The sequence below is a fragment of the Sporofaciens sp. JLR.KK001 genome, from assembly GCF_036941055.1.
Taxonomy (GTDB): domain Bacteria; phylum Bacillota; class Clostridia; order Lachnospirales; family Lachnospiraceae; genus Sporofaciens.
Map to the genome: position 1 here is coordinate 2,977,815 of NZ_JAYMNO010000001.1, position 12,368 is coordinate 2,990,182.

Sequence of the window (12,368 nt, forward strand, 5' to 3'; positions counted from 1 at the left end):
CTCTATCGTCTTATTTTATCCCACACATATATCAACAACCTAATAGCATAATACCAATCTTTATTTGCACAATATATAAAAATTTGCTTCCCCTTTGGCAATTTGGATAAATATTTGTTCTCACACCAACCAGGATATTCCTTATTAAACCATTTTATATGTTGTCTAAAATCCTTCTTTTTTCTTCCTGAACGAATCATAATCATTGTCATCCCATACATAAGCTCCGAAATTGCCCGAAATTCTAATTCTTTTTCAAAACCACTAGCTGATAATTTTATCATTCGTTCGATTGTCATTGGATAAAAACCGACATCGATATTCTTACCATTTTGATTTGATAAAGATGTTTTCCTTTGAAAATAATAATAAGTCGGTGATTTAATAACGGAAATTTTTTCTGTCATAGTATACAAAGGTATAATCGTAGATATATCTTCACACCGCCAAATATTTTCTGGAAACTCTATTTTCTTCTTAATGAATAATTCTTTTTTAATCAAACGTGAGCATGCGAAAAACCGCAAATATGCAATCTTTTCTCTGTGAGAAGAAGTTGTCGAAATATCTTGTATCGAATGCACTTCCTCCACTTTTCCTGATTCATAAGCCATATAAAAGCTGTCACAGGTCACTATATCTGACGAATCCTGTATAGCAACCGTATACATTAGAGATATATAATTGTCTGTTACCCAATCATCGCTGTCGACAAACGCAAGCCATTCCCCCGTAGACGCCTCTATCCCTGTATTCCTCGCTGCCGACAATCCTCCATTTGTATCTCGTTGAATAAACCGGCAAATATGAGGATAATCTTTCGCATACTTCTTTGCTATAACAGAACTTCCATCTGCAGAACAATCATCTATCAATAAAATTTCAATATTCTTATACTTTTGCTTTATTAATGAATCTACACAACGTTTTAAGTAAGGTTCGACATTATATATAGGTACAATGACAGAAACTTTTTCTTGCATATATCAATTGCTCCTTTACAACCTTTTGAAGAAATTTTCATCTACTTTTAGAACATATACCTGTCTGTATTCTCCCTCTGCTCCATCAAAACAGATCTCTTTTGAATCATAATTCCATCTAGGATGCAGATCACAGCGAGTTTCATTCAAATATCGAATATTTGAGTATATACTTCCAATCTTCTTAATTCTTCCATCCGAAACCCTGATTAAAAATAAATGTTGTTTCCGTTTCCAATCGGGATATGTATCTGTAATGATATACTTTCCGTCTGGAGAATAGGAAGGATGTCCATCAATCGTTAATATATTCTTTCCTATTACTTCTCTTTCTTGCGACATATCATGAAGCACATGATATGCATCGCCGTCATTCACAGAATAGCAATAAGAAATAATTGTTTTATCATTTTTCCAATTATTATGAGATACCATGCCGTCGTCTAATAATAGATACATTTCATTTCCGTTAATATCACAGGTTATCAGACGATGATACGTCACCCCGTCCACGATCCATCGGTGGATAAACATAAACCGTGTTGCAGAAGGATTCAACATGATATGATTTACTTTATGATATCCGCTTTTCATTGACTCCTGCGGTTTCCACTCGGAAAGTGTCTTATAGGTAAACGGTAATTCTTCAACCGTGTTATTCTCTATATCTAATTTCCACATACACGGCATATCAGGATACATCTCATGCGAAGTTGAATCTTTTAAGTTAGAATATCCATATCCTGGACGAAAAGTATTCAATCTGGAAAAATCAAGAGTAATTGCTATCTTCCCATCTGCTGAAACCGTATAGACTGGTCTTTGCAAGACGGTCTCTGTTCCGTTTTCCAAATTATAAACAACACTGCAATATCTTCCCTCGCGAAAATCATTAAAAAGGATCCTGGATGAAAAGTCCGGTCCAAGCCATTGGAGCATACATCCCTGCTGAGAGTTCCAGACATGAGTTCTTGCTAAAATCGTCTCCTCGCCACTCATACGATCATACAATATAATTGGGGTGCTCTTCTGCGACACATATTCCTTCCCTGCATTCTCTGGAGCAAGATAAATCATATATTTCTGATCTTTACTCCAAGGCGATTTGTCATAATATCCAAAATTATGATCTCTTCCATTCGAACTAATCTGTACCAACCCAGGCATTTCTGTTTTTTTATCGCTTAATATATTTCCCGTAAATGCATATACATTCTTCATAGTACGTTTTAACCTGGGAAATCTAGTTAGCTTTTTTGCCAACAACCGAATCGCACTCATATCTTATTTCCTTACCTTTTATACCGAATATCTCTGCCAAAGCCCCCGCCCCATAACTAACATGCAATATCCAATAACACCCGCACGTCTTCAAGATTCTCCCTATATTCTTCGTTTTTTTCAAGGCAAAATAAACTGCAGCTCCAAAATACAGCAAGTACATCGCCAACAGCATCCACCGGAAGACCTCACACAAAACACCTGCAGCAATCAGAAAAATATTTGCCAATACAAAAAAGAGCGGAATCATATGACGCAAAGATATCCCTTCTCTGCTCTCACTTTTCTTCCACCCTATGATCCCCCATTTCCCATTACCGAATGCCTGTTTCATCATTCCCTTTACGTTTTCACGGGCATGGTATGTGCTCGTAACAGATGTTTCCAGATAGAATTTTCCTCCGCATCTTTTAATACGTCCATGCATATCATTATCCTGATTCCGCATGAATTCTTCATTAAAATATCCTGCTTTCTCAAAAATAGATTTCCTATACACTCCGTACGCAACCGTATCGACATAACCGGATTCTTCCGCATAACGGAATCTGGCGTTCCCGACTCCAAAAGGCGAGGACAATACATCTGCGATCAGCTTCCCCTTTTCCGTCAGTGTTTCTGTCGCAATCCGGCCTCCTGCACAGACTACGTCGGGCTTATCGTTAAGAATCTGTACACATCTTCTTATCAGATCGGGGGCAGCCTGTGCATGGGCGTCAATACGGACCACGTACTCTCCTTTGGCAGCTTTTATACCGATATTCCACCCTGATGCAAGAAGTCTTCTGGGATTCTTAAGATAACGGACCTGTACTGTCCCATGTTCTTTTTCATATATTTCTACGGCATGTTTTGCTGACTGAACTGTTCCGTCTTCGGAATTGCCGTCAATGATCAGCAGTTCAAAGCTTTCTTTTGGATAGTTCTGCTCTAGGAATGATGTGACAGCCGCCCCTATATAGCGTTCTTCATTCCGCACTACGATCATTGCCGTCACAAACGGCTGTATCTGTCCCTGACTCATGGCTTTCTCCTCTGTATGTCTATAGATTCTCCCGATACCAGTCGATCGCAAGCTTGATTCCTTCTTCAAAGCTATATTCCGGATCGTAACCCAGAAGTTCCCTTGCCTTAGAGATATCAGCGTTGCTGTGCCGGATATCCCCTGCCCTCTCCGGTCCAAACTCAGGTTCTATATCCTTTCCCAATGCTTCAGTCAGGCCATAGTAAATGTCAATGAGATATTCTCTTGCACCGAACGCAATATTATAAGCTTCTCCTGCCGCCCTTTTCGGTGCAAGGCAAGCCCTTAGATTTGCTTCGATCACATTATCGATATATGTGAAATCCCTTGACTGTCTGCCGTCTCCATGAATCGTCGGCGCCTTATCATTCAGCAGTAATTTCAAAAACTTAGGGATAACCGCCGCATAAGCGCCGTCTGGATCCTGACGGCGTCCGAATACATTAAAATACCTCATTCCAAAAGTCTCCAGACCATAGAATTTTGTATACATACGTGCAAATTCCTCATCCGCACGCTTTGTTAACGCATACGGCGAGAGAAGATTTCCTTCTCTTCCTTCTTTCTTAGGCAGATTCGGCTCGTCACCATACACAGAACTTGAAGAAGCGTATACGAATTTCTTTACATCGGATAATCTAGCAACCTCCAGCATATTTACCGTACCTATAATATTGTTATCCGCATAAAATAAGGGCATCTCGATACTTCTCGGGACACTTCCCCAAGCCGCCTGATGCAGGACATAATCTGCCCCTTCGCACGCTTTTTTGCAAGTTTCAAGGTCTTTGATATCGCCCTTGATGAATTCATAATTCGGATGATCCATAAACATCTCGATATTCTTCTCTTTCCCGGTAGAGAGATCATCCAGGCAACGCACCCGATATCCCTTAGAAAGTATCGCCTCACAGAGGTTTGACCCTATGAACCCGGCGCCTCCTGTGACAAGGAATAAAGAATCCTCCGGGAATTTTAACTGCTGATAACTCATATTTCCTATCTCCTTTTCAATGTTTCTTGATGTACTAGAATCTCCAATACAGATATCCGTCTTCTCCATATTCCTTTTTATCCAGCACTCCCTTGATGTCTAACAAGACCTTCCTTTCTCCGTCTTTATATAATCCTGAAAGGCTTTTCTTAGACATTCCAAGGAACTCATCGTGCGCCACTGCAATGATCACCGCGTCCATATCGTGGATCGATCCGAAATCAGTAAACGCAATATCATATTCCCGCTTTGCTTCTTCTGCGTCAGCTACCGGATCCGCAATGAGCGGATGGATCCCATATTCCCTCAGCTCATTCACAATATCGATCACACGTGTATTCCGTGTATCCGGGCAATTCTCTTTGAATGTAAATCCCAACAGCGCAACCCTTGCATCCCGGACTCTCTTGTCTGCCCTGATAAGGTTCTTTACCAGATTTTCCGCCACATATTTCCCCATATCATCATTAATACGCCGCCCGCTCAATATGATCTGGCTATGATAACCCAATTCTTCCGCCTTATAAGTCAGATAGTACGGATCCACACCAATGCAGTGTCCGCCGACCAGTCCGGGACGGAAATTCAGGAAATTCCATTTCGTACCGGCTGCCTCTAATACTGCTTTTGTATCAATGCCCATCTTGTTGAAGATGATCGACAATTCATTCATAAATGCAATATTGATATCCCTCTGGCTGTTCTCAATGACCTTAGCCGCTTCCGCTACCCGGATGCTCTCGGCACGGTGTACTCCTGCGTCCACCACCAGTTCATAGACCTTCGCAACCGCATCTAATGTCTCATCATCCATTCCCGATACAATCTTCGTGATCGTCTCCAACCTGTGAATCTTATCACCCGGATTGATCCTCTCCGGCGAATACCCCACTTTAAAATCTTTTCCGCAGACAAGCCCTGACTCCCGCTCCAAGATCGGGACACAGATCTCCTCCGTTACGCCCGGATAAACCGTAGACTCGAATACTACGACGCTTCCAGAAGACAAGTGTCTTCCTACGATCTGACTTGCTCCCTCTACCGGCGTAAGATCTGGAGTATGGTCATCATTTACCGGCGTAGGTACGGCAACAATGAAGAACTTCGCTTTGTCAAGATCATTTTCGTCACTGGTAAACATAACAGTGGTGTCTCCAATTACCTTGTCTCCCACTTCCTTTGTCGGGTCAATGCCATTTTTATACAAATTAACTTTTTCCTTATTCAGATCGAAACCAATTACGTCTATTTTCTTTGCAAATGCAACTGCGATCGGCATTCCTACATATCCTAATCCTACTAATGCAACTTTTTCTTCTTTTCCGATGATCCGTTCATATAACCCCATGCTGTCTGTACTCCTTTATCACTTTAAAATTTTACGAAAATACACTTATTACTGTCTTTAACATGATTTTTATCTCATGAAACAGGCTGAATTTCCTTATCTCATCCAGATTCCAATCCATTTTTTGGGGAAGTATTTCTTTTCTGTATACTTCATCTACATCAACCGCAGCTTTCAGCACATTGTCTTCATCCTTATATGCTATGCTTGCCATGGATGTCACCCCTGCCGGCAAAAGCAGCGTTGCTTTCATTTCATCTGTATACACGTCAACATATTTTTTTACCTCCGGCCTGGTTCCGACAAAGCTCATGTCACCGGTCAATATATTGAATAACTGAGGGATCTCATCCAACCTGATTTTTCTTATCTTTCTGCCTACTTTTGTAATTCTTATATCATTCTGTGCGGTAACCAACGTACCGATCTTATCCGCATTTATTACCATTGTCCTGAACTTGAAGATACGGAATATTTTCCCATATTGCGTTATCCTCTCCTGCTTGTAGAAGACAGGACCTTCACTGTCCGTCTTGATCCAGACAGATATGACCAGAAATACCGGAATAAAAATAATGATCATAAAAATAGATAAAACAATATCAAAAAAACGTTTTAGCACCAAACTAAAACGTCTTTTCTGCAAAATATCATAATATTTTCTTACCGCTTCATTCTGCATGAACTCTGGAATATCATCCCAATCTCTAAACTGCATAACTCATGTTCTCGCATTCCCTCAAAACTTTCGTCACCATTCTGACAACATACTCCACGTCTTCATTTTCCAGACAAGTATGCAGCGGCAGCGTGATCTCATTCTCATACTGCCGAAACGCATTCGGATAATCCTTGATATCGAATCCCATCTTCTTATAAGCCGTCATCATCGGCAACGGTTTATAATGCACATTCGACGCCACACCCTGCCCGGCAAGTTCACGGATCATACGATTTCTTATCTCTTCCGATATTCCTGGAATCCGTATCAAATACAGATGTCCGCATGATGCCTGTCCGTTTTCAGAATGCTCCAGTACCTTCGCTCCCAACGGTCGGAACGCCGAATCATACCGTCTGATGATCCTCCTCCTCTTCGCCAATATCTCCGGATACCTCTGCATCTGCCTTATCCCGATCGCCGCCATGATATCCGTCATATTCCACTTATAAGCCGGTTCCACGATATCATATTCCCAGGCTCCAAGCTTCGTCTTCGCCAACGCGTCCTTTGACTGTCCATGAAGCGACATCAGCATAAACTCCCGATAGACCCAGTCATCATCCACTCCATCAATGGTTCTCCATGTGATCGCCCCGCCCTCGGCAGTCGTAAGATTCTTTACCGCATGAAAAGAAAAGCTGGTAAAATCTGCGATATTCCCGCACATTTCCCACTCTCTGTTAATCTTCCTCTTCGAGCCGAACGCGTGCGCACTATCCGCGGCTACAACAATTCGTCCTATCGCTTCCTGAATCTCATTTTCTGGACGGAACAACGTCCTCTTTCTCTCCACGATCTCGAAGATCCTCTGATAATCACAGATCACCCCTCCGAGATCCACCGGAATGATCACCTTCGTCTTCTCCGTGATCGCCTGTTCCAGCGCGTCATAGTCCATCTCATAGCTGCCGCGCGCCACATCTACCAGCACAAGCCTTGCCCCCACATGACATACCGGGCTTGCCGATGCCGTATATGTATAGGCGGATGTGATAACTTCATCCCCTTCGCCCACGCCTAAGAACCTTAAGACTGCCTCCATACATGCCGTAGCCGAATTCAGCGCCGCCGCCCGCTTCGTCCCGCAATACGCGGCGATCTTCCTTTCAAATTCCTTCGTCCTGGGTCCTGTGGTGATCCATCCGCTTTTGAGCGTCCGTATCACTTCCGCTATCTCCAGATCTGTAATATCCGGCGGCGAAAACGGAATCTCTCTCTTCTCCATATCACGCTTCCCTCCTATCTATTTCCAACTGTGCGGTTGCCGCCTACGGCTATCCCGCCATGGTCTCTCTCTTCTTCCCCACCATCTCAATCCCAAGATGTATCACCGTCTTCCGGTTCATAAATTCAACCTCAACCTTCGCGATCCGCCTGTGAAGATCGATCTTCCTGATATATCCTTCCATGCTTTTAAGCGGTCCAGACAGTATGGTGATCACATCATCCTCCGATACTGACACCTGGGACAGACCCACTTCCATTCCATCCCCCGCCGTCCGCATGATCCGCGTCAGCCATTCTACTTCCTCCTTGGAAAGTGGAATGAACTGCTCAGCATCCTTCCCCAGCATTCTTGTAAATGCCGGCACATGCTTAAGCTCCTGATACAACTCCTTAACGGAATCGCTCACAACAAATACATACCCGGGGAGCAGCTTCTCATGCAGCTCTCTCCACTCTCCCCGCAGCTTCTTTTTCATATGACGCATCGGGTGAAAACAGCGGTCATACAGTTTCCGGTCAACCACCACATTGATCTGTTCCTCCGCCCGTTCTTCCATCCCCGATGCAACCTGTATCACATAATACACAGCCATCCTCCAACTTTATCTGCATATCCGCGCATAAAGAAAAGCATTCCCCCTTAAAAGAGCATGCTTCGCCATCCGTGCCCATGGGAAATGCCCCACTGCCACAGTGCCGTCTGGTACTTTCATTCATTTCCCAGACGCCGGATATGTCATACTTTCCTCAAACCCTCGTGCCCATGCTGCGAGAATTTCTCTATAGTAATCCTAAGTCTTCGATACGATCTCCAATCCCACCTGCACCCGCCGCCTCTCTCCAAGCATTGGCAACTCTAAAAATGCTCGACGCTTATGGCGATCGATCTTACATATATATCTTTCTTTTCCTACCAGGGGACCGGAATAAATCTTTACTTTTGACCGTTCGATCACACCCTCTGACATTTCTATAGTCTGTTCTTTTCCGCCAAAAGTCTTCAGAAATTCCACTTCCGAATCCGATAGCGGGACTGCTTTATCCGCCGTTTCCAGAAGCTTCGTCCTCCCCTTGATACGGACCAGCTCATCGCTCAATCTGTCAGCCTCATCCGTGACCATAAAAACATATCCCGGGAACAAAGGCTTCTCCTGTATAACCCACTCTCCCCGAATATGCTTCTTCTCTTCATAGTAGAAAACATAACAATTCTTGACCAGGTCAGAAGACAGCTTCTCCTGGCATTGCCGCCGGACACTCTCTTCTTCGCCCTGTCGGACCTGTACAACACACCACATATCTGTGCTCCTTATCCTTCCGGCTTCTTGTTGACTGCCTGCAATTTTACTCTTAATTGCTTTTCAAAAATGTAATGAAGTACTATACTTCATTACATTTTTTATAAAGAAAAATATGTATGAAATTCATTTTTCTACGTTATATTACCATGCAAAAAAGCATTTGTCAACAATTTGGGGGATTATGCGAAGGTTTCTAATAGCATTTCTGGAAGTTTTTTCACAAAAAAATATGCAAATTGGGGATAAAGTTATTGCCTGTCCAACCAAAACAGAAAAATTTAAAGAGATTTTCATTTCATCGCCGTCAAAATTCTGGTCAAAATTCCGAGGGATTCATTATTAGATGATATGCTATTTTGCTGCTGAGAAATTGAATTATGCGCCGTCAAAATTCTAGTCAAAAAAATCGACTCCTTATAAAATAGGGGCCGATTATCATTTTGTAATGAAGTATAGTACTTCATTACATTGCTAAGCTATTAGAATTTTCTATATCAACTTTCAGTTTAAAGACCAGAAGTCTGCACCCAGCCCCCTGGTCTTCCCTTATCATTCATCTGCTCACTTTTCAGAGCATCCACCCTTCAGCCGCATCCACCAGCGCGCTCTGGTAACTGATCTTCCCGACCGACTCCTCAGCCACGACATCCCGTCGTCCGACCTCCGAATCGTTCAGATAATATATCGCCTCCCCGATCTTATCTCCCTTTTTGACAGGCGCCTCCAGCTTCTTCTTCATAACTACCTTCCGCTTCATTCCTTTCAGATCCGCCCCTGTGGTGTCGATATATGTAAATGGCTCCTTCTGCGCCGCTTCGACATTTCCCTTCACACCTCTTGCGATCTTCACAGGTTTTATCGGTTTTACCGCATCCTCCTGGTACTTATTACATTTCCCGAAACCATAATTACAGAGAGCAATCGCATCCCTGACACGAGCCTTGCTGTCTTCCGCTGCCATAATGACTGCAATCAGCTCTGTATCATCCTTCTTCGCCGTTGCCGATACACAGAACTTCGCCTTGCTGGTCGACCCCGTCTTAAGCCCTGTCGCATATTCATACTGCCGAATCAGCTTATTCGTGTTGGACAGCCCGAACTCCGACGAACCCTTCTTGGTCGTATGGGTGATATTTTCCATCCAGATTGTACAGTAATCATGGATCTGCGGATACTTGGTGATCAGCTCCCTTGACATCAGTGCAATATCCCTCGCCGTAGTCAGATGACCGTCCGCATCCAGCCCGTTACAGTTTATAAATTGTGTATTGGCCATTCCAAGCCCCTGCGCCCTCTGGTTCATCTGCGCCACAAACTCTTCCTCATTGCCGCAGATATGTTCTGCCATTGCCACACATGCGTCGTTTCCATAAAGTAGACCGACTATTTTTAACGCCACACAAATAACCAGACGCATACAATATATTGATAAAATAATCAAAAAATTTTAAGAAAATACACAAATAAGCTTTACATCACACCGATTATATAGTATAATACAATTAATTTAAATCTCCTTCCCAAAAGGGCACACTGTTTGGTTGGTTTTAATCAAGACTTTGTGCCCTCGCCTGTTTTATTTTCATAGACAGCGGTTCGGTTGGGCGGCCGGAATTTGTAATATATATTCACCGACCCGTCCTCATTGACTTCTATTTTTTCAATCAGTTCCACGACTATCTCCCTCGTAAGCTCCTCCACTCCAATATAATTTTCAAACCTCTTAAGCCAGTCATCTTCTTTCATATCCGCACATTTACGCTCCGAATCCTGTTCCTTCATATTTCTGTAATTTTCCTTCAGATCGGCAATATCCCTCTCGAATTCTCTGACATAGGACAAATACTCTTCCTTTGAGATCAGTTCATCCATATAATTCTGATAGGTCTTACGCTTATATACTTCCCTGCGCCTTAGCTCTCTTTCCATACCTTGAAGCCGGGCCTCATAATCCTTTTTACTTCCTTTTTCACACTCAGCTCTTACCTGCTCCAGATACGTGATATCCTTCGGAGTCAGGATCCTTTCTGCTTCCTCCTTAAGGGAACGCAGCACGGCGCGGCACAGCCCTTCATAGTTGACCGCATGGCTTCGGCAGCAGTCCTTTCCCTGCGTCTTATATGTCTTACAGCAATATCCCTTGAACCTGCGGCTTCCTCTGCGCTCATATGTCTTCACCATAGCATGTTTACAATCCGCACAGATCAGTACCCCGGCAAATATCGATATCTCCCCTCCGCCGTTTACCTGCTTCGTACGGAGTTTCTGCCTCTCCTGTACCTTTCTGAACGTATCCTGATCGATGATCGCCTCATGCATATCCTCAACCCTGATCCATTGTTCCTTTGGCTGTCTGATATGCTTCTTATCCTTGTAGGAGATATTCCGATACTTATTCTGCACGACGCTCCCGATATATACTTCATTGTTCAATATGGTATGTATGGTCTGATACGACCATCTTCCGGTAGTCTCGCACTCATGAGCATTCCGGTAGTTGATACCAAGGATCTTCCTCTTATACAGAGTGGGGATCAGCACGCCCTCCCCTGTCAAAAGCTTCGCGATCCTTGCTTTCCCATATCCTTTAAGATAGAGCTTATAGATTCTTCGTACAACGTCTGCCGCGTACGCATCCTCCACCAGATGGTTGCGGTCTTTGGGATCCTTCACATATCCGTACGGACAGGATGCGCCGAGATACTGGCCGTTTCTCATCTTTGCCCGAAATGCGCTCCTAATATTCTTAGATAAGTCCTCACAGTACCATTCATTCACCAGCCCATTGATCTGCCGCGATTTCTTATTGTTGGAATCGGCGGTATCCGCCCCGTCAACCACCCCGATAAACCGGATGCCGAGATTGGGAAAATCATGATGCAGATATCTCTCAATATGCTCCAGGTTGCGGGAGAATCTGGACTGCGATTTGGCGATCACAACGTTGAATCTGCCAAGCTTCGCATCCGTCAGCATTCTCTCGAATTCCGGCCTCGTGTCAAAAAGCCCGCTCTCATCGTCATCAGAATAGACATCTACGATCTGGCAGTCATGTGCAAGCGCATAGTCTGTCAGCAGAAGCCTCTGATTCTGGATGCTGGCGCTGTCGTCTCCCTTCGTCAGCTTATCTTTGTCCTCCTTTGACAGCCGAAGATACAGTGCTGCTTTTGTCTTCTCCTCCATAACCTCTCTCCCTCCCGTTCGCGCCGGTCTAATCATGCAGCCTCATAACAGCTTCCATGCACGAAACCAGCGTCTTCGTCCCATATATCACCCGCGCGGTCTTCACAATTCCCGCCTTTGTTCCTTTTTCCTGCGGTCCTTTTTCCGTCTCTTTTTGTACATTTTGCACATTTTGCGCACACCAACCTCTCTCTTGGCACAGGCAATCCTTTTTTGCGTCATTTTTGCCGCACACCAGCTTCTCTCCTGACTCAGCAACCCATTTTTATTAATCTATGCTCAGTACACCTTCCTTAATTACTT

The 12,368-nt window shown here is 43.8% G+C and carries 11 protein-coding genes and 1 pseudogene; all 12 read right to left on the reverse strand.

Features of this window, described 5'->3' with window-relative positions:
- Positions 1 to 2 precede the first annotated feature (2 nt).
- The 12 genes and pseudogenes from VSQ62_RS15390 to VSQ62_RS15445 all read right to left on the reverse strand — a co-directional run bounded on the left by VSQ62_RS15390 (position 3) and on the right by VSQ62_RS15445 (position 12,300).
- Positions 3 to 983, reverse strand: a complete 981-nt coding sequence (locus VSQ62_RS15390) for a glycosyltransferase family 2 protein (RefSeq protein WP_334635705.1) — start codon at positions 981 to 983, stop codon at positions 3 to 5.
- Between the two features lie 15 nt (positions 984 to 998).
- Positions 999 to 2,204, reverse strand: coding sequence for a TolB family protein (locus VSQ62_RS15395; protein ID WP_334635706.1), 1,206 nt, complete (start codon positions 2,202 to 2,204; stop codon positions 999 to 1,001).
- A 22-nt stretch (positions 2,205 to 2,226) separates the two neighbouring features.
- On the reverse strand, positions 2,227 to 3,288 hold the full coding sequence (locus VSQ62_RS15400; RefSeq protein ID WP_334635707.1) for a glycosyltransferase family 2 protein: 1,062 nt from the start codon (positions 3,286 to 3,288) through the stop codon (positions 2,227 to 2,229).
- Positions 3,289 to 3,307: 19 nt separating this feature from the next.
- Positions 3,308 to 4,282, reverse strand: a complete 975-nt coding sequence (locus tag VSQ62_RS15405; RefSeq protein ID WP_334635708.1) for an SDR family oxidoreductase — start codon at positions 4,280 to 4,282, stop codon at positions 3,308 to 3,310.
- Between the two features lie 34 nt (positions 4,283 to 4,316).
- Positions 4,317 to 5,630: a nucleotide sugar dehydrogenase gene (locus tag VSQ62_RS15410; protein WP_334635709.1), complete on the reverse strand. Its 1,314-nt coding sequence runs from the start codon at positions 5,628 to 5,630 to the stop codon at positions 4,317 to 4,319.
- A gap of 31 nt (positions 5,631 to 5,661) precedes the next feature.
- Positions 5,662 to 6,348 carry a sugar transferase gene (locus tag VSQ62_RS15415; protein WP_334635710.1) on the reverse strand — a complete coding sequence of 229 codons (687 nt, stop codon included), beginning with the start codon at positions 6,346 to 6,348 and terminating at the stop codon, positions 5,662 to 5,664.
- Positions 6,338 to 7,579, reverse strand: coding sequence for a DegT/DnrJ/EryC1/StrS family aminotransferase (locus tag VSQ62_RS15420; RefSeq protein WP_334635711.1), 1,242 nt, complete (start codon positions 7,577 to 7,579; stop codon positions 6,338 to 6,340). The genes VSQ62_RS15415 and VSQ62_RS15420 overlap by 11 nt, the downstream gene beginning before the upstream one ends.
- Before the next feature lie 49 nt (positions 7,580 to 7,628).
- Positions 7,629 to 8,168, reverse strand: a complete 540-nt coding sequence (gene loaP, locus VSQ62_RS15425) for an antiterminator LoaP (protein ID WP_334635712.1) — start codon at positions 8,166 to 8,168, stop codon at positions 7,629 to 7,631.
- A 204-nt stretch (positions 8,169 to 8,372) separates the two neighbouring features.
- Positions 8,373 to 8,879: an antiterminator LoaP gene (loaP, locus tag VSQ62_RS15430; protein WP_334635713.1), complete on the reverse strand. Its 507-nt coding sequence runs from the start codon at positions 8,877 to 8,879 to the stop codon at positions 8,373 to 8,375.
- A gap of 571 nt (positions 8,880 to 9,450) precedes the next feature.
- Positions 9,451 to 10,275 (reverse strand): annotated as a pseudogene (locus VSQ62_RS15435) (D-alanyl-D-alanine carboxypeptidase family protein); the annotation flags it as partial.
- 158 nt (positions 10,276 to 10,433) lie between these two features.
- Complete coding sequence (locus VSQ62_RS15440; protein WP_334635714.1) at positions 10,434 to 12,065, reverse strand: recombinase family protein; 1,632 nt, start codon at positions 12,063 to 12,065, stop codon at positions 10,434 to 10,436.
- Positions 12,066 to 12,093: 28 nt separating this feature from the next.
- Positions 12,094 to 12,300: a hypothetical protein gene (locus tag VSQ62_RS15445; RefSeq protein ID WP_334635715.1), complete on the reverse strand. Its 207-nt coding sequence runs from the start codon at positions 12,298 to 12,300 to the stop codon at positions 12,094 to 12,096.
- Positions 12,301 to 12,368: the final 68 nt, after the last annotated feature.